Genomic DNA, 18,604 nt, shown 5'->3' on the forward strand with positions numbered 1-18,604 from the left:
TTTAAAATCAGCAACCACGGCAATAAATCAGAGTTCTGTCAACTTTTGCTGACAGATCGCTTCTACCGCCCGGTGCGAGGGAGTATCATCATCGTCAACGATCCCCGCACTTGCAGAGATAAGGCCAACACTGATGCGTTTGGAAGTATTTTGCGAAGACCGCCTCGGTCTCACTCGAGAATTACTCGATCTTTTGGTATCGCGCAGCATTGACTTACGTGGCATCGAGATCGATCCCATCGGCCGCATTTACCTCAATTTTTCCCAGCTGGACTTCGATACTTTCCGCGCGTTGATGGCGGAGATCCGTCGCATCGCCGGCGTGACCGACGTGCGCACCGTCAGCTTTATGCCTTCCGAACGCGAGCATCGCGCGCTGCGTGCGCTGCTGGAGTCGATGCCGGAGCCGGTGTTCTCTATCGACATGAAGGGCAAGGTCGAGCTGGCCAACCCGGCGGCGCAGGCGCTGTTCAGCCTGAGCGAAGACAAGATCCGCAACCAGACCGCCGGGGCGCTGATCGGCGGCTATAACTTCAGCCGCTGGCTGGAGAGCGAGCATACGGCGCCGCACTCAGAACGGGTGGTGATCCGCAGCCAGGACTTCCTGATGGATATTACGCCTATCTATCTGGAGGACGAACAGCAACAGCCGGCTGCGGTCGGCGCAGTGGTGATGTTGAAGTCCACCGCGCGAATGGGCCGCCAACTGCAAAATCTGTCGGTGAACGACGATACCGAATTCGACCACATCGTCGCGGTGAGCGCCAAGATGCGTCACGTGCTGGAGCAGGCGCGCAAGCTGGCGATGCTCGATGCGCCGCTGCTGATCGTCGGCGATACCGGTACCGGCAAGGATATTCTGGCCCGCGCCTGCCACCTGCGCAGCCCGCGCGGCAAGCAGCCGTTCCTGGCGCTGAACTGCGCCGCGCTGCCGGATGACGTGGTGGAGAGCGAGCTGTTCGGCCATGCGCCGGGCGCTTATCCCAACGCGCTGGAAGGCAAGAAAGGCTTCTTCGAGCAGGCCAACGGCGGTTCGGTGCTGCTGGACGAGATCGGCGAAATGTCGCCGCGCATGCAGACCAAACTGCTGCGTTTCCTCAACGACGGCACCTTCCGCCGAGTCGGCGAAGAGCATGAGGTGCACGTCGATGTGCGCGTGATCTGCGCCACCCAGAAAAACCTCACCGAGCTGGTGCAGCGCGGCGAATTCCGTGAAGACCTCTATTACCGCCTCAACGTGCTGACCATCACCATCCCGCCGCTGCGCGAACGTCCGCAGGACATCATGCCGCTGACCGAACTGTTCGTGGCGCGCTTCGCCGATGAACAGGGCGTAGCGCGGCCCAAGCTGGCGAGCGATCTGGGCGGCTTCCTCAGCAAATACGGCTGGCCGGGCAACGTGCGCCAGCTGAAAAACGCCATCTACCGCGCGCTGACGCAAACCGAAGGCTACGAGCTGCGGCCGCAGGATATCGTGTTGCCGGAGTTCGAGGTGGAAATGTCGCTGGGCGACGAGGTGCTGGACGGCTCGCTGGACGACATCAGCAAGCGTTTCGAGCGCTCGGTGCTGACGCGCCTGTATCGCACCTATCCCAGCACCCGCAAGCTGGCGAAGCGCCTGGGCGTTTCCCATACCGCCATCGCCAACAAGCTGCGCGAGTATGGCCTGAGCAGCCGTAAAGGCGGCGCCGAGGGCGAAGAATAAGAAAGGCGCCTTGCGGCGCCTTTAGCGTGTTTCCAAAGCCGGCGAACGCCGGCTTTGTTATTATTTCAGCGCTGCCAGCGCCGCGTCGTAATCCGGCTCGGTGGTGATTTCGTTCACCAGCTCGCTGTACAGCACGTTGTCCTGGCCATCCAGCACCACGACCGCACGCGCGGTCAGGCCCGCCAATGGACCTTCGGCGATTTCAACGCCGTATGCCTGTTTGAACTCGGCGCCGCGCAGGGTGGACAGGGTGACCACGTTGCTCAGGCCTTCCGCGCCGCAGAAACGCGACTGCGCGAACGGCAGATCGGCGGAAATGCACAGCACCACGGTGTTATCCAGGCCGCTGGCCAACTGGTTGAATTTACGCACCGACGTCGCGCAGACGCCGGTATCGATGCTTGGGAAGATGTTCAGGACTTTGCGTTTACCCGCGAAGCTGCTCAGCGCTACGTCTGACAGGTCTTTGGCAACCAGCGAGAAGGCCTTGGCCTGTTCGCCCTGCTGTGGCAGTTTGCCCGCTACGCTGACCGGATTGCCTTGAAAATGTACTGTCTGAGTCATTGCTAGATTCCTTTTACAGGTGTTTATACAAAGGGTATGAACCTGATGGAACGGCGCGCCGGCGACGGCTGTTAACATCAGGTTCACACCCTGGCGCCAGTTTATGACAAGCGGGGCGGATTGGATATCAAAGTTTGCTAAATAGTTGTATATATTAGGCTGTTCTATAAAACATCACCGGCGCATCAGCCTGCCTGGATGCGCAGTTTTCGCTCAGGAGCCGTTATGAGAGACATGCGTTTTTACCCGGAAGCCTGGCCGCTGCACACCGCCTTCGTGATCGCGCGCGGCAGCCGCACCGAAGCCCGGGTGGTGGTGGTCGAAATCGAACAGCAGGGCGTGCGCGGCGTCGGCGAATGCACGCCGTATCCGCGCTATGGCGAGAGCGAGGAATCGGTGATGGCGCAGCTGGCTGAGATGGCGCCGGCGATCGCGCGGGGCATCACCCGCGAGCAGCTGCTGTCGCAGATGCCGGCGGGCGCGGCCCGCAACGCGCTGGATTCGGCGCTGTGGGATCTGGAGTGTCGTCTGCACGGGCAAAGCCTGTGGCAGCGCAGCGGCGTGACGGCGCCGGCGCAGATCAGCATGGCGCAGACCGTCAGCATCGGCACGCCGGAAGCGATGGCCTTCGCCGCGCGTGAGCTGGAGCGGCAGGGCGCCACGCTGCTGAAGATCAAACTCGACGATCACTATATCAGCGAGCGGCTGGTGGCGATCCGCGCCGCGGTGCCGCAGGCGACGCTGATCGTCGACGCCAATGAATCTTGGCAGGCGGAAGGGCTGGCGGCGCGCTGCCAGCTGTTGGCCGATCTCGGCGTAGCGATGCTGGAGCAGCCGCTGCCGGCCGGTGACGACGCCGCGCTGGAGCACTTTATTCATCCGCTGCCGATCTGCGCCGATGAGAGCTGCCACACCCGTGCCGATCTGCCGCAGCTGGCGCAACGCTATCAGATGGTCAACATCAAACTGGACAAAACCGGCGGCTTGACCGAGGCGTTGGCGCTGGCGCAGGCCGCGCGCGAACAAGGGTTCGCCATCATGCTCGGCTGCATGTTATGTACGTCGCGGGCGATATCCGCTGCCTTGCCGCTGGCGCCGGCGGCGCGCTTCGTCGATCTGGACGGCCCGACCTGGCTGGCGCGAGACGCCGAACCGGGCCTGGCGTTCGAATGCGGGGCGATCGTCGATATCGCCCCGTAGGGATTAATCCGGGTAGGTCAACAACTCGGTCATCGCGTCGATGTAACGCTCGCTGGCGGCATCGGCGGAGATCGGCGGGAATTCGGCGGTGATGCACGGCAGCGACAGATCCGCGCACCAACTGCCGAACGAACCGGGCGTTTCATAGCCGACGCTGGTCACCAGCGGGAGTTCGAACTTGTGCGACAGCCAAACGCCGAGCCGCGAGCTGGCGGGATCTTCGATGCAGGCCAGCGGCTCATGGAACGACACCACCCAATGCGGCTTCAGGCGATGGATCAGATGACACAGCGCCTGGGTTTCCGGTTCGGAGCCGGGGCGCCCGCCGGTGGAGAGCCTGACGTCGCGCACCGGCGCCGCGCTGTTCCAGCGGTAGACGGTGTCGCCGGAGCGCCAGTTGGCGGCCGGGAAGTTGCGGTTCAGATCGACGCCGTTGGCATTGGCGCGCAGCCCCAGCTGACAGCCGTCGGGGTTGACCGCCAGCACCACGTGGTGGCGCAACTGTTCGGGGGCGATGCTGCGCAGCGCGCAGGACAGGGTTACGATGGCGGCGCTCTCATCGCCGTGGGTGCCGGCGATGATCAGCCCGGTCTGCGGGCCGCTGACCGCCGCTGGGAAATAGAGCAGCGGTGCGCCCAGCAGCGAGCTGCCGTAGTTCTCTCCTGCGATGGCCAACTGGCCACGTTCACTGCGTGGTCGATGTTCGGTCATGGTATTGTCCCTGAGTTAAAGGCCGAGAGTCATTGTCATTTTATTCAGTGTATTACGCTTTGAGACATCTTTCCCATCGCAATTGTGCGGCGTTTGCGCGATCTGTGATGCGGTAGCGGCGAAAACGCCAATTAAACCGCACCTGGCCTGAGGCTGTTGTTATACTAACGGCAGAGCTAAGCCAATCACCCGCAAGAGGATTTAACATGCCAGTAGCCAGAATCATCGCCAGCTATAGCGAAAATGAAAATGACACCATCACGCTGCTGTGCGGCGTAGACGCTGAAAACCAGATCCGCCAGGGGGAATGGTTCGGCGTGGTGAAAAACGACGACGGGCGCGGGGACGAATCGAACTATCCGTTCACCCTGCATATCGATTACCAGAAAGATGCCTTCTACCTCGACTACGGTTACGACGACGCAGATGCGCGCCAGCTGCAAAAAACCGATATCTCGGCACGTCCGCTGGCCGAGAAAGGCTTTTTCACCGTGTTCGATGAAGAAGAGGACGAAGAGTTCAGCTACCGCATCAACAGCATCCACCTGTACGACTGACGGTCGCCGCTGCAAACACCGCCCGTGCCGCCCTGTGCCGCACGGGTTTTTTTATCGCCTGAATCGCACTTTTTGCAACTTCTCGGCCGTGAGCGCTAGGCCGGATGGATCTTGTGCTATATGATAAAAAATTCAGATGGTTAACGGGGGACAAATCACAATGACGGGAAAAAAAATGCAACGGGGTTTTCGTTTGGCGCTCTGCGCGGCGGCGATCGGCGCCTGTATAAGCAGCGCCATGGCGGCGCAGGTTCCCCCGGGCACCGCGCTGGCGGACAAACAGGAAATCGTGCGTCACATTAAAGACGAACCGGCCTCGCTCGATCCAATCAAAGCGGTGGGCTTGCCGGAGGCACAGCTGGCGCGCGATCTGTTCGAAGGGCTGGTCAATCAGGACGCCAACGGCAAAGTGATCCCCGGCGTCGCCACCCGCTGGCAGACCAGCGACAACCAGACTTATATCTTCCATCTGCGTAAAGACGCGCGGTGGTCAAACGGTGACCCTGTCACGGCAAAAGACTTCGTTTACAGCTGGCAGCGGCTGGTAGAACCGAAAAATTTGTCGCCGTTCGCCTGGTTCGCGCAGCTGGCGGGGATCCAGAACGCCGAGCAGATCATCAGCGGCAAACTGCCTGCCGATCGCTTGGGCGTATCGGCGCCGGATGACTACACGCTCAAGGTGCAGTTGGACAAGCCGGTGCCGTACTTCGTCAGCCTGACGGCCAACTTCAGCCTGTTCCCGGTGAACAAGGCGGTGGTGGAAAAATACGGCAACGACTGGACCAAGGTCGGCAATCTGGTGGGCAACGGCGCGTTCAAACTGCAGGAGCGGGTGGTGAACGAGAAGCTGGTGCTGACGCCTAACGACCATTACTGGGATCATGCGCGCACCGTGCTGACCAAAGTGACCTTCGTGCCGATCAACCAGGAATCCAACGCCACCAAGCGTTACCTGGCGGGTGACATCGACATCACCGAATCCTTCCCGAAAAACATGTATCAGAAGCTGCTGAAAGACATTCCGGGGCAGGTGTACACGCCGGATCAATTGGGCACCTATTATTACGCGTTCAACACCCAGCGTGCGCCAACCAACGACGTGCGGGTGCGCCAGGCCTTGTCCTATGCCATCGATCGCAAGATTATCGCGGAAAAAGTGCTGGGCACCGGCGAAAAACCGGCCTATCACTTCACGCCGGACGTGACCGCCGGGTTCAAACCCGAGGCGAGCTTGCTGCAACAGCAGCCGCAGGCGGAGCTGGACGCGCAGGCCAAAGCGTTGCTGCAGGCAGCCGGTTACGGCCCGAACAACCCGCTGAAGCTGACGCTGCTGTATAACACCTCGGAAAGCCACCAGAAGATCGCCATCGCCGTGGCCTCGATGTGGAAGAAAAAGCTCGGTATTGACGTCAAGCTGCAGAATCAGGAGTGGAAAACCTATATCGACAGCCGCAATACCGGCAATTTCGATGTGATCCGCGCCTCCTGGGTGGGTGACTATAACGAGGCGTCGACCTTCCTGTCGCTGCTGATCTCCACCCACAGCGGCAATATCGCCAAGTTCAAGAATGCGGACTACGACAAGCTGCTGGCGCAGGCGGGGCGGGAAACCAACCCGGCGGCGGTGACCGCCGATTACAACAAGATGGAACAGATCATTGCCGATCAGGCACCGATCGCGCCGATATACCAATATACCAACGGCCGCCTGATCAAACCGTGGGTAAAAGGCTACCCGATCACCAATCCGGAAGACGTGGCCTATAGCCAAACGATGTATATCATCAAACACTGAGTTGGTTTATTTACCGCCCCCGCGCAATGTGGGGGCGTTATTTTTTTTCGGCGGCGAAACCACGAGACTAATTAATTTTCCACGCGATAAACCCCGTTTAATAATAAACGGGGTTGCCATCATCACATTAATATTGTCTATTTCAGAGAGCGGTTACGCTTACAGACAGTCCCGCATGGCGTCCACCACTACGCGGCCGCTCATATCGGTCTGAGTAATGCGGTAGCTGGTGGGATAAGAACGACGGGTACTGAAACGATCGTGGACGGAGACCTTGCCAATCTGCAGGCCGGCGGCGTTTTTCACCACGAACTCACTGATCTCTTCCTGGCCCTGGTTTTGCAAATGAATATTGCTGATTTTTTCCAGCGTATCGCTGGCGTTTATTTTTAAATGGTCGCGTAACATAACTACCTCCTCGTAGTGAGAAAAGTATATGCCCCTAAAATTTGCGCTGAAACAGCTTTGTGTTGATTTATTATTATCATTTTGAATTAAAATTGATAGCAATATGTTAAGTCATAATAATAACGGCATTACCAGCGCTTTATCGGTGATATTGTCTGATTTATCGGCAAGGGTTTATTTCATTGCCGTTATTATTAGTCTGCATTAATGGGAAACAGCGCCGGCCTGGCCGCCGGCGCGGGAAAGACGCAGGCGACGTTGTGCCCACAGCCGGGCACGATCGTTAACCGATGCGGCTTATCCGGCGCCAGATAACGTCGGTCATAGTCGGCATAGGCCAGGGCGCGCTGCAGCCGATAAGGACCCTGCAGCTGGGCGGCGCAGGATTTGTCGAGTATCCGATAGTAGGCGCCCGGCGCGGTGCCGGTATCATCGGCGGCGGCCAGATAAGTGATATCGGCCGCAGCATAGCGCCTGCGAGCCGCGTCTGCAGTGCGCTGCAGGTGAGCGGGAAGCGCTTCCAGACCGTATTTCCAGCGATTGGCCTGCGGGCAGCGGCCGGCGTCCAGCGTTTGCCAGCGGAAACGGCAGGCTGTTTCAATGCCGCAGCTTCCCCAGCTTGTGGGCAGAGGGCGCAGGCGATCAAAATAGAGCCAGCTGCCGGGATCGGCCACCACATAGCGCAGACGCACTCCGCTTGGCGGATGAGCAAAGCCGACATAATGTTGTACGAACTGGGCGCCGGCGGAAAAACCGGCCACGGTGATCGACTGCAGCGACGGCCAACGCCGTTTCAGATCGGCCAGCAGGTTATCCATGGCGTTGAACGAGCCGGTTTTCCCGCCATTATCCAAACCGCCTGCGATCCACGAGCCGCAGCGCCAGAGAGCGTCACCGTCTTGCGGCTGGGGCAGACCGGCGGAATGGCAGCGGGCGGCGAGTTTCACCGGCACCTGGAACAGCGGGGCGACCAGCAAGCTGTTGTCTCCCGCTCCCTGCGCGGCATCGATCGCCGCTTGCAACGTCTTGGCGGCGTCGCGTGGATGCCCGTGCATCACCACCAGCGCGGTATGCGGCTGGGGGGATCGAGCGCGAGCGACAAAATAAGGCAGGGAACCCGCCGCCGTCGGCGCGTGGTAGGGCGTGGCGAGACGTTCTAACACCGGTTCTGCGCGAACCGATTGGCCGAACAGCAGCAGAGTGGCCATGGCGATGCAGCGCAGGCGGCGGCGCCTCGTCAGGTTCGGCGCAGCACCGTGCGCAGTTGTCTCAGGACTTCCCTGCATCGTTGTTCCTCACGCGCGCGTTGATAGTAGCGATAAAAGGCGCGTTCCGAACTGAGGTTACCCGCGCGTGCCAGCTGCCTGAAGGTCAGGAATGCCAGGCTGAACATAATCATAATAAATAATAGGCCGGGGAACAGCAGCTGCCAGCCGTCGGTGATGCGCGCATTAGGCAGATAGTGGAGTGAATGGGGCGTGATCAATACCCCAAACTGCTGCAGCCCCCATTGAGTCAAAGCGGGGAACAGCACCAGCAGCGTAACGAACACCAAATACAGCAAGAAATAGCGGCAGGAAAGCAGGAAACGTTTGAAAGCGTTATTGGCGCTTGGCCGCAACACGAAGCCAGCGGACGTGGCGCGCAAGATTTGCTGGCGGCCACCGGTGAAGCGATAGCGTTCCAGCGCCGCTACGCTGTCCGGTAACGCCAACAGCAGCTGCAGCGCAGTGAGGCTGGCGCTGCTGTTGCCGATATAGTCGCGAAAGCGTAACAGGCGTATGGGGGCGCTTTGGGGCTTCTCGACGGATTCGAGCAGGTTTAGCAGCTTATCGTGGTTTTCCCGCCGAATGCGGAAGGGCATTTTGACGAGGGCGAAAAACATCGCGCCAAAGGCCCCTACGGTGGGTACGACGATGTCCAGAAAAGTTTTTAGCATGGCGATCTCCTGCGGTTCTCCGTTCGTTCCTTGCGGCAGAAGTATAGATCACGTTTATGGGACAACGAGAAAACTGGCGTTACAGCTTGGCCTTTGATCTCCAAGGCGTTAACGCTAGACTCAGCAACATAAGCAAGACTGAGGGGATAAATGAATGGATGTGATTGAGGGGAGCGAGCTGCAGGTCGCCGATGCGGTTTACGCCTACCAGCTCGACGGCAAGGGGGGCGTCACGCCGATCGAGCGGGATGACAAGATCACCTGCGAGGCGCCGTGCTGGCTGCATCTTGATTACGCGCACCCGGCCAGCGCTGAATGGCTGAGTACCACGCCGCTGCTGCCGGACTCGGTGCGTGAAGCGCTCTCCGGCGAAAGCTCGCGGCCGCGCGTCAGCCGCCAGGGCGAAGGCACCATGATCACCCTGCGCAGCATCAACTTTAACGCTAATTCCCGGCCGGATCAGCTGGTCACCATCCGCGTATATATCACCGACAAGCTGATTATCTCCACCCGGCACCGCAAGGTGTATTCCATCGATCAGGTGGTGAACGATCTGCAAAGCGGCGCCGGGCCGACCAACAGCGGCAGCTGGCTGGTGGAAATTTCCGATGCGTTGACCGATCACACCAGCGAATTTATCGAGGATCTGCACGACAAGATTATCGATCTGGAGGACGCCTTGCTGGAGCAGCAGGTGCCGGAGCGCGGCCAGCTGGCGCTGATCCGTAAACAGCTGATCGTGCTGCGCCGTTACATGGCGCCGCAGCGCGACGTCTTCGCGCGGCTGGCCAGCGACCGCCTGCCGTGGATGAGCGATGACGATCGTCGGCGCATGCAGGATATCGCCGATCGCCTGGGACGGGGATTGGACGATCTGGACGGCAGCATCGCGCGCACCGCCATCTTGTCCGACGAAATCACCACGGTGATGGCCGACGCGATGAACCGCCGCACTTACACCATGTCATTGTTGGCGATGGTATTTCTGCCCACCACTTTCCTGACCGGGTTGTTCGGGGTCAACCTTGGCGGTATTCCGGGCGGCGGTAATCCTTTCGGTTTCGCGGCATTTTGCCTGATGCTGGTCGGATTGGTGCTTGGCGTCGCCTGGTGGCTGAAGCGCAGCCGCTGGCTGTAGGCAAAAATGACGAAAACCCGGTTAACATTGAGCAATATCAACATTTAGCCGGGGGAAATGGGGCATGATCTCTCTCGCAGGTGAATGCAACGTCAAGCGATGGGCGTTGCGCTCCATAATTGTCTTACTTTCTTATTTTTGAATTACTGCATAGCACATTTGATTCGTACAATGCCGGTTTAATCACCGGCATTTTTTTATTCGATTTCCTTCTTCTTCAGGCCGCGCTTTCATCCCAGAAGCTGGCTTCAATCTTGTGCCCATCCAAATCACGGACAAAGCAGCCGTAGTAAGCCTCGCCGTAATGCGGCCGCGAACCGGGCGCGCCTTCATCGACGGCGCCGGCCAGCAGCGCCTGGCGATGGAATTCATCCACCTGTTGCTTACTGGTAGCGAAAAAACCGACGTGCGTGCCATTGCCGGGCGAGGCCGGCCGGCCGTCGATCGGCACCTGCAGCCAAAACTCCGGGTAGTCGCGGCCGTAGCCAATGGCGCCGGGATGCTCCAGCACGCGTCGGCAACCCAAAGCGGCCAGCGCACGATCGTAAAAGGCGGCGGCGGCCTCGAAATCGTTGGAGCCCAGCGAGACGTGGGACAGGCAGGGGGTGATGTTCATTGCGCGATCTCCATATGACTGTATAAATAAACAGTATAGGGTAAAAACGGCACTGCCCAGCAAATTTTGCGCAAACTGTGAACAGGATCGAGATCGTCGGGAAAGAGAAATGTCGCCGCTCGCAGGATGGCAAGCGGCGAGGGGGCTTATTTGATTTCCAGCACGTTCAAACGCTCTGGCGCAGGCGCCGCGTCGTCCGAGTCTTCCGGCTGCCAGCCGACCGGCTGCATCGGGATGTCTTCGCGATCGAAGGCCAAATCGCCGCCGTCCACCACCGCGCTGCCGTGGTGAATGCCTTTGAAATCGAACAGGTTGATATCGCTCAGGTGCGAAGGGACCACGTTCTGCATGGCGCTGAACATGGTTTCCAACCGGCCTGGGTAACGCTTGTCCCAGTCGCGCAGCATGTCGCCGATCACCTGGCGCTGCAGATTAGGCTGCGAGCCACACAGATTGCATGGAATGATCGGGAACGCTTTGGCGATCGAGAAACGCTCGATGTCTTTCTCGCGGCAATAGGCCAGCGGGCGGATGACCACGTGTTTGCCGTCGTCGCTCATCAGCTTGGGCGGCATGCCTTTCATCTTGCCGCCGTAGAACATGTTGAGGAACAGCGTCTGCAGAATGTCGTCGCGGTGGTGGCCCAGAGCGATCTTGGTGGCGCCCAGTTCGGTGGCGGTGCGGTACAGAATGCCGCGGCGCAGGCGCGAACACAGCGAACACGTGGTTTTCCCTTCCGGGATCTTGTCTTTAACGATGCTGTAGGTGTTTTCTTCGACGATCTTGTACTCCACCCCCAGGCTTTCCAGATAGGCGGGCAGAATGTGCTCCGGGAAGCCGGGCTGTTTCTGATCGAGGTTCACCGCCACCAGCGAGAAGTTGACCGGCGCGCTTTGCTGCAGATTGCGCAGGATCTCCAGCATGGTGTAGCTGTCTTTGCCGCCGGACAGACAGACCATGATGCGGTCGCCTTCTTCAATCATATTGAAATCGGCGATCGCTTCGCCCACGTTGCGGCGCAGGCGCTTTTGCAATTTGTTCAGGTTGTACTGCTCTTTTTGGCTAACGGATTGCTTTTCTGACATTTAAATCGTGCTCATTCTCAATGGGGGGCACTAGGGGCATGGCGTTATAGACCGCGAGTTTACCATTCAACCGGCCGATTTTGATCATTATTCATCATCCAGCCGCCACGCACCCGACGCGAGGCCTGTATGGTACGGATTGCGCGCCGGAATGCCAGCAGGTTTTGTTGCTGCGATTTACGTCGGCGGTAAAAGAACAGGGCGCGAATCGCTCGCGCCCTGAGGGAGGTTACTCAGCGGCGGACTTTTCCGCCTTGCCGGCCAGCAGGCTGAGGAAATCGTACTTCTCCTTCAGCTCTTTCTCGGCGGCCTGATACAGCGTGCTGGCCACCTCCGGCTGCTGCGCGTTCAGGCGACGGAAACGCTGCTCGTTCAGCAGTGTTTCAGCCAGGCTGCTGTTCGGCGGGCGCGAATCCAGCGCCAATGCGGCCTTGCCCTCGGCGCTGCGGCGCGGATCGAAGCGGTACAGCGGCCAGAAGCCGGTGGCGGTCAGCTGTTTCATCTGATCGTGGCTGAGCGCCAGATCGTAGCCGTGTTCTTCGCACGGGCTGTAGGCGATGATCAGCGACGGCCCCGGATAGGCCTCGGCCTCCTGAATCGCTTTCACCGTCTGGTTGAGCTGCGCCCCCAGCGAAATCTGCGCGACGTAGACATGGCCGTACATCATCATACTGACGCCCAGATCCTTGCGCGCCTTGCGCTTGCCGTGCTCGCCGAACTTGGTCACCGCGCCCAGCGGCGTGGCCTTCGACTGCTGGCCGCCGGTGTTGGAGTAGCACTGGGTGTCGAGCACCAGCACGTTGACGTTCTCCGTCAGGCTGAGCACGTGATCCAAACCGCCGAAGCCGATGTCGTAGGCCCAGCCGTCACCGCCGATCAGCCAGATCGATTTATCCACCAGGTAGTCGGCGTCCGCCGCCAGCTGGCGCGCATCTTCGCCTTCGAAACTCGCCAACAGCGTGCGCAGTTCGGCGATTTGCTTGCGGCGCGGCTCCGGCGCTACGTCGGCCATCTGCAGGGCGTTGACCAATTGCTCCGGCAGCTGCGGCGCCAGTGCGTTCAGCAGACGCAGCACTCGCGCGCGATGTTGATCGACCGTCAGGCGGAAGCCCAGGCCGAATTCGGCGTTGTCTTCGAACAGCGAGTTGGCCCACGCCGGCCCGCGCCCTTCGGCGTTGGTGGTGTACGGCGTGGTCGGCAGGTTGCCGCCGTAGATCGACGAACAGCCGGTGGCGTTGGCGATCAGCAAGCGGTCACCATAGAGCTGGGTCAACAGCTTGATGTACGGCGTTTCGCCGCAGCCTGAGCAGGCGCCGGAGTACTCGAACAGCGGCGTGATCAGCTGCGAGGTGCGAATGTCGATGCGTTCCAGCTGCGCCGGATCGATTTCCGGCAGCTGCAGGAAGAAGTCGTAGTTGTCTTTCTCCGCCGTCAGATTATCGAGGCGCGACGCCATATTGATGGCCTTGATTTCCGGGTTCTGGCGATCTTTCGCCGGGCAGACCTCGACGCACAGGTTACAGCCGGTGCAATCTTCCGGCGCTACCTGCAGCACGTATTTCTGCCCGCGCATATCGCGCGCTTTGACATCCAGCGACTGCAGAGAGGCGGGGGCGTGTTCCATCTCCGCCGGCTGCACCACCTTGGCGCGAATGGCGGAGTGCGGGCAGGCGGCGACGCAGTGGTTGCACTGGGTGCACAGGTCGGGCTGCCAGATCGGGATCGCTTCGGCGATGTTGCGCTTTTCCCACTGGGTGGTGCCCACCGGCCAGGTGCCGTCCGGCGGGAAGGCGGAAACCGGCAGCGCATCGCCCAGCCCGGCCAGCATCGCGGCGGTAACGGTTTTGACGAAGTCCGGCGCGGCGTCCGACACCACCGGCGGGCGCATCGGGCTGCTGGCGTCGACCGGCTGCAGCGGGATCTCGGTCAGCGCGGCGCGGGTGGCGCCCAACGCCTGCCAGTTGCGCTCGACGATCTCCTGGCCCTTGCTGCTGTAGCTGCGCGCGATGGCGTCCTGCAGCTGTTGCAGCGCCACGTCGCTCGGCAGGATCTGCGTCAGGTGGAAGAACGCCATCTGCATTACGGTGTTGATGCGCGCGCCGAGCCGGCATTCACGCGCCAGCTTGGCGGCGTTGATGATATAGAAACGCGCCTGGCGTTGGTGCAACAGCGCCTGAGCCTCCTGCGGCAGGCGCGACCAGACCTCATCGGCACCGTAAGGGGTATTGAGCAGGAAGGTGCCGCCGGGCTTCAGGCGTTCGACCATCTGGTACTTATCGATAAACTGCAGCTGGTGGCAGCCGACGAAGTCCGCGTGGCTGACCAGGTAGGCCGAATTGATCGGCTGCTCGCTGACGCGCAGGTGCGACACCGTCAGGCCCCCGGCCTTTTTGGAGTCATAGACGAAATAACCCTGGGCATACAGCGGCGTGGCGTTGCCGATGATTTTGATGTTGTTCTTGGTGGCAGAGACCGAGCCGTCGCTGCCCAAACCGTAGAACAGCGCTTCCAGCGAGGCGCGCTGCGGCAGGATTTCGTCGCTCAACGGCAGCGAAAGCCCGGTGACGTCATCGAAGATGCCGACGGTAAAGCGCGGTCGCGGCTGCGGCAGGGCCAGCTCGCGGAACACCGCCAGCGCGCAGTCCGGGCCGAACTCTTTCGACGACAGGCCGTAGCGGCCGCCGATCACCCGCGGCAGCGTGGCGCGCTCCCCCCGGCTGTAGGCTTCCGCCAGCGCGGTCATCACGTCCAGATACAGCGGCTCGGCCAGCGCGCCCGGCTCTTTGGTGCGATCGAGCACCGCGACGCTGCGCACGCTGTCCGGCAGCGCGCCGAGCAGATGCTGGGCGGAGAACGGCCGGAACAGCCGCACCTTCAGCACGCCGACTTTCTCGCCGCGGGTCAGCAGGGTGTCGATCACTTCTTCGCAGGTGCCGGCGGCCGAACCCATCACCACCACCACGCGTTCGGCCTGCGGGTGGCCGTAATAGTCGAACGGCCGATAGCGGCGGCCGGTGAGGGCGGCGAAGGCTTCCATGGCGTCGATCACGTGTTGGCCGGTGGCGTCATACCACGGGTTGGTGGCTTCGCGCGACTGGAAATAGGTGTCCGGGTTGGCGGAGGTGCCGCGCACCACCGGATGATCCGGCGACAGCGCCCGGCTGCGGTGAGCGTCGATCGCCGCCTGCGGCAGCATCTGCCGCAGCGTATCGTCGCTCAGCGGCACAATCTTGTTGATCTCGTGCGAGGTGCGGAAACCATCGAAGAAATGGATAAACGGCACGCGCGCGTTGAGGGTGGCGGTCTGCGAGATCAGCGCGAAGTCCTGCGCCTCCTGCACGTTGCCGGCACACAGCATGGCGCAGCCGGTTTGGCGCACCGCCATCACGTCTGAATGGTCGCCGAAGATGGACAGCGCGTGCGTGGCCACGGTGCGCGCGGCGACGTGCAGCACGAACGGCGTCAGCTCGCCGGCCAGTTTGTACAGCGTGGGGATCATCAGCAGCAGACCCTGCGATGAAGTGAACGAGGTCGACAGCGCGCCGGTTTGCAAGGCGCCGTGCACGGTGGCGATCGCGCCGCCTTCCGACTGCATTTCCACCACCCGCGGAATATCGCCCCAGATGTTTTGCCGGCCATCGCCGGACCAGGCGTCCGCCTGCTCCGCCATGGTGGAGCTTGGCGTGATAGGGTAGATGGCAATCACTTCGTTGGTGCGATAGGCCACGGAAGCGACTGCATTATTACCATCTGTAGTTATCATCAGCGTTACCTTTTCATTGCTCACAAAGCCGCGAAAGCGCACTTTCGCAGTAATGGAAAAAAGTCTAACAGAGGGGGCGAACGCGGCTTTATCGCGTTTGTGTGGCGGGTGATAAATCGTCAAAGGCATATTTCCTCGCCGATTAGGGGCCGGCGGCAATAAATTGTTTTCACCGTTTAAAGACAATTTATTTCCGGCGCGTCATAATTGCGCATCGGCAAATTGACAGAAGAAAACCATGAGCGCATTTATGTATTTGACGATGGCGATAGTCGCGGAAGTGATCGCCACCACCATGTTGAAAGCCTCTGAGGGCTTTACCCGCCTGTGGCCGTCGCTGCTGGTGGTGCTGGGTTACGGCGTGGCGTTTTGGGGGCTGTCGATGGTGGTCAAGAGCATGCCGCTGGGCATCGTGTATGCGATTTGGTCGGGCATGGGGATTGTGCTGGTGTCGGTCGCCGCGGTGTTCGTTTATCAGCAAAAATTGGATTGGCCGGCGATCGTTGGCATGGGATTAATTATTGCCGGCGTGCTGGTGATTAATTTACTGTCGAAAGCCTCGGTGCACTGAGTGTTATTTTGATGTAAAAAAAGCCGGCGTGACAGCAAGTCGCGCCGGTTGAAGAATTCAGTCATCATTCACTGAAAATAGTGGAATGCTAATTACTTAGCGCCGCCAGCATAGACACAAATATCGTTCTCTCCGGTAGCAAAAAATGCGCCGCTGCAATGAAAGCACACGAAGATAATTAATACCGCTGTCGCGGGAAAAACTTCCTCGATGGCCGCGGTGACGTTATCACTTTTTTGCGTGCGGCCAGCGCCTGACAGCGCGTGGCGCCGTCACGGAAATATTCTGCAAACAAAATAAATGTTCGGCCGGCGCAAAAAAACGACAAATAATGGCTGGAATATATTTTCATTATTTATATATCGAGCTAGATTAAACAAGTTTGCATCAAAGATAGCGAAACGTGTCCGCCAAGTGACGCGCGTTATCAGCAATGGCGATTTTACACAGCGCAGTTCCGGGTTCAGGAGTGGGATAATGACGACATCAAAATGGCTGCTTGCCAGCGCCGTGCTGCTTTTAGCCGCCTGCAGCAGCAATAACGAAGAGCCAGTACAGCAGGGCAACAGTGCCAGAATCAATACGTTGCAGACCAGCGCCGGTTGCGCGGCGGTCGGCGGCGTTACCACCATCGCGCACAACTTGAACGGTGAAGCGCTGCGAATGTGCCAGATGCCGAACGGCAAGCAGTGCGAAGAACGTACGCTGGCCCTGGGCAGCTGCGCCGGGTAAGCCCGCGGCGCCTGGCCTGCAGGATCAATACACCCAATCGAGCAGGGTATAAATAAGCGTGTGGCCGCTGCCGGTGAGCGTCAGCTGCTGTGCGTTTAGCGTCACTTCGGCGCCGTTTTCCAGCACGGTGCCAATCACCCGATCCCAGCGGTTGCGCGGCTCATCAGGGCACATCTTGCGCGTGGTGGCCAGCGATTTCACCGTCAGCACGCCGTCGCGTAATTGCCCCTGGCCGAAAAAGCGGTTGCACATCGTGCCGGAGACATGCAGGTTCTCGCCGAACTCCAGATTGAGCAGGCCGCCGCCCGCCGGTGATTTTGCCGTTTCGCCATCCACGCTTTGCAACACGAAGTTGTGATGCAACAGATCGCCTGGCGTGACGGCCGTGTGTGGTTTCATGCTGCACCCCGCTAAGGCCAGCGCCGCAAGGGCGGCTACCGTGGTTTTTCTCATCGCGTTCTCTCAAATAAACAGGGCGCCGCAAGGGCGCCCCGAGGTTACGCTCAGGCGTTCAACTGGTTCGGGCAGGTTTCGCCGCGATCCAACTGGCTGATGTTCTGCAGCGTGGTTTGTGAAATGCTGGTCAGCGCCTCTTCGGTCAGGAAAGCCTGATGGCCGGTGAACAGCACGTTGTGGCAGGCCGACAGGCGGCGGAACACGTCGTCCTGAATCACATCGTTAGACTTGTCCTCAAAGAACAGATCGCGTTCGTTCTCGTAGACGTCCATCCCGAGGGCGCCGATTTTTTGCTGCTTCAGCGCATCGATGGCGGCGGTGGAATCGATCAGCGCGCCGCGGCTGGTGTTGATCACCATTACGCCGTTTTTCATCATCGCGAAGGCGTCGGCATTCAGCAGGTGGTGGTTCTCCGGCGTCAGCGGGCAGTGCAGGGTGATCACGTCGGATTGCGCGTACAGCGTCTTCAGATCGACATACTCCGCGCCCAGTTCCAGCGCCTGTTCGCTCGGGAACGGATCGTAGGCCAGCAGTTTCATGCCGAAGCCTTTCAGAATGCGCATCGTCGCCACGCCGATTTTACCGGTGCCGATCACGCCGGCGGTGCGATTGTGCATGTTAAAACCGATCAGCCCTTCCAGCGAGAAGTTGGCGTCGCGGGTACGCTGATAAGCGCGGTGAATACGGCGGTTCAGGCACATCATCATGCCGACCGCGTGTTCTGCCACGGCCTCCGGCGAGTAGGCCGGCACGCGCACCACCTTGATGCCCAGTTCTTTGGCGGCGTCCAGATCGACGTTATTAAAACCGGCGCAGCGCAGGGCGAGAATTTCGACGCCCAGTGCCGCCAGTTCTTCGAGCACTTCACGGCTGCCGTCGTCGTTGACGAAGATACACACCGCCTTGCAACCGGCGGCCGTTTTGGCGGTTTTTTTACTGAGTAAAAAGTCGAAGAATTCCAGCTCATAGCCAAACTGCTGATTCACCAGTTCGAGGTATTTACGGTCATACTGTTTGGTACTGTATATCGCCAATTTCATCGTGGTTTCTCCACCGTGATTTTGTGATCAATTTAACAGATTTTAGTAAATTCGACAATTGGTTAGCCCGTTTCGACATGGCCGAAATCGCTGCTGCAAGGCTGCGGTGGGTCTGGATACGATGGAGGGAAGACGACGGTGGCGACAGGCGGCAAAAAAATCCCCACGGGGGTGTGGGGAATGGCTTCTCTAGTACACAGTTAGCTAGCAGCTAAACTTTTATTAGAATGGTTGCAAGACTATTAATCATCAACGGTAACAACAATAACAAAAGTCTGAAAACTGTCCTGTTTATGTGATGTATATGTAACGAAAATCTACAAC

Annotated in this window: 17 protein-coding genes; 7 read left to right on the forward strand and 10 right to left on the reverse strand. The window is 59.7% G+C overall.

Annotation, left to right across the window (positions count from 1 at the left end; translation table 11 throughout):
• Positions 1 to 133 precede the first annotated feature (133 nt).
• The gene (tyrR, locus tag MMS95_RS16900) at positions 134 to 1,705 is read left to right on the forward strand and encodes a transcriptional regulator TyrR (protein WP_004930541.1); all 1,572 of its coding nucleotides are present in this window, start codon (positions 134 to 136) and stop codon (positions 1,703 to 1,705) included.
• 60 nt (positions 1,706 to 1,765) lie between these two features.
• Here the strand turns inward: tyrR and tpx are convergent, their stop codons facing one another.
• The gene (gene tpx / locus MMS95_RS16905) at positions 1,766 to 2,269 is read right to left on the reverse strand and encodes a thiol peroxidase (RefSeq protein ID WP_004930536.1); all 504 of its coding nucleotides are present in this window, start codon (positions 2,267 to 2,269) and stop codon (positions 1,766 to 1,768) included.
• 225 nt (positions 2,270 to 2,494) lie between these two features.
• On the opposite strand from tpx, the gene ycjG reads away from it, so the two are divergent.
• Positions 2,495 to 3,469 (forward strand): L-Ala-D/L-Glu epimerase, encoded by a 975-nt coding sequence (ycjG, locus tag MMS95_RS16910; RefSeq protein WP_156865964.1) that lies wholly within the window; start codon positions 2,495 to 2,497, stop codon positions 3,467 to 3,469.
• A gap of 3 nt (positions 3,470 to 3,472) precedes the next feature.
• Here ycjG and mpaA read toward each other — a convergent pair whose 3' ends face one another.
• Positions 3,473 to 4,180 carry a murein tripeptide amidase MpaA gene (mpaA, locus tag MMS95_RS16915; RefSeq protein ID WP_004930517.1) on the reverse strand — a complete coding sequence of 236 codons (708 nt, stop codon included), beginning with the start codon at positions 4,178 to 4,180 and terminating at the stop codon, positions 3,473 to 3,475.
• Positions 4,181 to 4,386: 206 nt separating this feature from the next.
• Here mpaA and MMS95_RS16920 point away from each other — a divergent pair, with 206 nt between their 5' ends.
• Complete coding sequence (locus tag MMS95_RS16920; protein ID WP_156865965.1) at positions 4,387 to 4,737, forward strand: hypothetical protein; 351 nt, start codon at positions 4,387 to 4,389, stop codon at positions 4,735 to 4,737.
• A 160-nt stretch (positions 4,738 to 4,897) separates the two neighbouring features.
• The gene (locus MMS95_RS16925) at positions 4,898 to 6,532 is read left to right on the forward strand and encodes an ABC transporter substrate-binding protein (RefSeq protein WP_198525010.1); all 1,635 of its coding nucleotides are present in this window, start codon (positions 4,898 to 4,900) and stop codon (positions 6,530 to 6,532) included.
• A 159-nt stretch (positions 6,533 to 6,691) separates the two neighbouring features.
• Here the strand turns inward: MMS95_RS16925 and MMS95_RS16930 are convergent, their stop codons facing one another.
• From MMS95_RS16930 to MMS95_RS16940, 3 genes are all read right to left on the reverse strand, one after another.
• Positions 6,692 to 6,940, reverse strand: coding sequence for a hypothetical protein (locus MMS95_RS16930; protein WP_004930507.1), 249 nt, complete (start codon positions 6,938 to 6,940; stop codon positions 6,692 to 6,694).
• Between the two features lie 194 nt (positions 6,941 to 7,134).
• Positions 7,135 to 8,226: a hypothetical protein gene (locus tag MMS95_RS16935; RefSeq protein WP_156865967.1), complete on the reverse strand. Its 1,092-nt coding sequence runs from the start codon at positions 8,224 to 8,226 to the stop codon at positions 7,135 to 7,137.
• Positions 8,178 to 8,879: a hypothetical protein gene (locus MMS95_RS16940; protein ID WP_156865968.1), complete on the reverse strand. Its 702-nt coding sequence runs from the start codon at positions 8,877 to 8,879 to the stop codon at positions 8,178 to 8,180. The genes MMS95_RS16935 and MMS95_RS16940 overlap by 49 nt, the downstream gene beginning before the upstream one ends.
• A 154-nt stretch (positions 8,880 to 9,033) precedes the next feature.
• On the opposite strand from MMS95_RS16940, the gene zntB reads away from it, so the two are divergent.
• Positions 9,034 to 10,017, forward strand: coding sequence for a zinc transporter ZntB (gene zntB / locus MMS95_RS16945; RefSeq protein WP_044031144.1), 984 nt, complete (start codon positions 9,034 to 9,036; stop codon positions 10,015 to 10,017).
• Between the two features lie 217 nt (positions 10,018 to 10,234).
• Here the strand turns inward: zntB and MMS95_RS16950 are convergent, their stop codons facing one another.
• From MMS95_RS16950 to nifJ, 3 genes are all read right to left on the reverse strand, one after another.
• Positions 10,235 to 10,633 carry a VOC family protein gene (locus MMS95_RS16950; RefSeq protein WP_004930496.1) on the reverse strand — a complete coding sequence of 133 codons (399 nt, stop codon included), beginning with the start codon at positions 10,631 to 10,633 and terminating at the stop codon, positions 10,235 to 10,237.
• 146 nt (positions 10,634 to 10,779) lie between these two features.
• Positions 10,780 to 11,718 carry a tRNA 2-thiocytidine(32) synthetase TtcA gene (gene ttcA, locus MMS95_RS16955; protein ID WP_004930494.1) on the reverse strand — a complete coding sequence of 313 codons (939 nt, stop codon included), beginning with the start codon at positions 11,716 to 11,718 and terminating at the stop codon, positions 10,780 to 10,782.
• A 229-nt stretch (positions 11,719 to 11,947) separates the two neighbouring features.
• Positions 11,948 to 15,481, reverse strand: a complete 3,534-nt coding sequence (nifJ, locus tag MMS95_RS16960; protein ID WP_242141986.1) for a pyruvate:ferredoxin (flavodoxin) oxidoreductase — start codon at positions 15,479 to 15,481, stop codon at positions 11,948 to 11,950.
• Between the two features lie 238 nt (positions 15,482 to 15,719).
• Here nifJ and ssmE point away from each other — a divergent pair, with 238 nt between their 5' ends.
• Positions 15,720 to 16,052, forward strand: a complete 333-nt coding sequence (gene ssmE, locus MMS95_RS16965; RefSeq protein ID WP_004930487.1) for a multidrug efflux SMR transporter SsmE — start codon at positions 15,720 to 15,722, stop codon at positions 16,050 to 16,052.
• A 477-nt stretch (positions 16,053 to 16,529) separates the two neighbouring features.
• Positions 16,530 to 16,784: a DUF333 domain-containing protein gene (locus MMS95_RS16970; protein WP_004930482.1), complete on the forward strand. Its 255-nt coding sequence runs from the start codon at positions 16,530 to 16,532 to the stop codon at positions 16,782 to 16,784.
• A 24-nt stretch (positions 16,785 to 16,808) separates the two neighbouring features.
• Here the strand turns inward: MMS95_RS16970 and hslJ are convergent, their stop codons facing one another.
• Complete coding sequence (gene hslJ / locus MMS95_RS16975) at positions 16,809 to 17,237, reverse strand: heat shock protein HslJ (RefSeq protein ID WP_242141988.1); 429 nt, start codon at positions 17,235 to 17,237, stop codon at positions 16,809 to 16,811.
• A gap of 50 nt (positions 17,238 to 17,287) precedes the next feature.
• Positions 17,288 to 18,280: a 2-hydroxyacid dehydrogenase gene (locus MMS95_RS16980; RefSeq protein WP_015377997.1), complete on the reverse strand. Its 993-nt coding sequence runs from the start codon at positions 18,278 to 18,280 to the stop codon at positions 17,288 to 17,290.
• Positions 18,281 to 18,604: the final 324 nt, after the last annotated feature.

The organism is Serratia sp. PGPR-27, from assembly GCF_022678525.1.
Lineage (GTDB): Bacteria > Pseudomonadota > Gammaproteobacteria > Enterobacterales > Enterobacteriaceae > Serratia > Serratia nematodiphila.

Bases quoted from the DNA above. Each gene is read 5' to 3' on its own strand.
- tyrR (WP_004930541.1), top strand. From the start codon at position 134: ATGCGTTTGGAAGTATTTTGCGAAGACCGCCTCGGTCTCACTCGAGAA.
- tpx (WP_004930536.1), bottom strand. From the start codon at position 2,269: ATGACTCAGACAGTACATTTTCAAGGCAATCCGGTCAGCGTAGCGGGC.
- ycjG (WP_156865964.1), top strand. From the start codon at position 2,495: ATGAGAGACATGCGTTTTTACCCGGAAGCCTGGCCGCTGCACACCGCC.
- mpaA (WP_004930517.1), bottom strand. From the start codon at position 4,180: ATGACCGAACATCGACCACGCAGTGAACGTGGCCAGTTGGCCATCGCA.
- MMS95_RS16920 (WP_156865965.1), top strand. From the start codon at position 4,387: ATGCCAGTAGCCAGAATCATCGCCAGCTATAGCGAAAATGAAAATGAC.
- MMS95_RS16925 (WP_198525010.1), top strand. From the start codon at position 4,898: ATGACGGGAAAAAAAATGCAACGGGGTTTTCGTTTGGCGCTCTGCGCG.
- MMS95_RS16930 (WP_004930507.1), bottom strand. From the start codon at position 6,940: ATGTTACGCGACCATTTAAAAATAAACGCCAGCGATACGCTGGAAAAA.
- MMS95_RS16935 (WP_156865967.1), bottom strand. From the start codon at position 8,226: ATGCAGGGAAGTCCTGAGACAACTGCGCACGGTGCTGCGCCGAACCTG.
- MMS95_RS16940 (WP_156865968.1), bottom strand. From the start codon at position 8,879: ATGCTAAAAACTTTTCTGGACATCGTCGTACCCACCGTAGGGGCCTTT.
- zntB (WP_044031144.1), top strand. From the start codon at position 9,034: ATGGATGTGATTGAGGGGAGCGAGCTGCAGGTCGCCGATGCGGTTTAC.
- MMS95_RS16950 (WP_004930496.1), bottom strand. From the start codon at position 10,633: ATGAACATCACCCCCTGCCTGTCCCACGTCTCGCTGGGCTCCAACGAT.
- ttcA (WP_004930494.1), bottom strand. From the start codon at position 11,718: ATGTCAGAAAAGCAATCCGTTAGCCAAAAAGAGCAGTACAACCTGAAC.
- nifJ (WP_242141986.1), bottom strand. From the start codon at position 15,481: ATGATAACTACAGATGGTAATAATGCAGTCGCTTCCGTGGCCTATCGC.
- ssmE (WP_004930487.1), top strand. From the start codon at position 15,720: ATGAGCGCATTTATGTATTTGACGATGGCGATAGTCGCGGAAGTGATC.
- MMS95_RS16970 (WP_004930482.1), top strand. From the start codon at position 16,530: ATGACGACATCAAAATGGCTGCTTGCCAGCGCCGTGCTGCTTTTAGCC.
- hslJ (WP_242141988.1), bottom strand. From the start codon at position 17,237: ATGAGAAAAACCACGGTAGCCGCCCTTGCGGCGCTGGCCTTAGCGGGG.
- MMS95_RS16980 (WP_015377997.1), bottom strand. From the start codon at position 18,280: ATGAAATTGGCGATATACAGTACCAAACAGTATGACCGTAAATACCTC.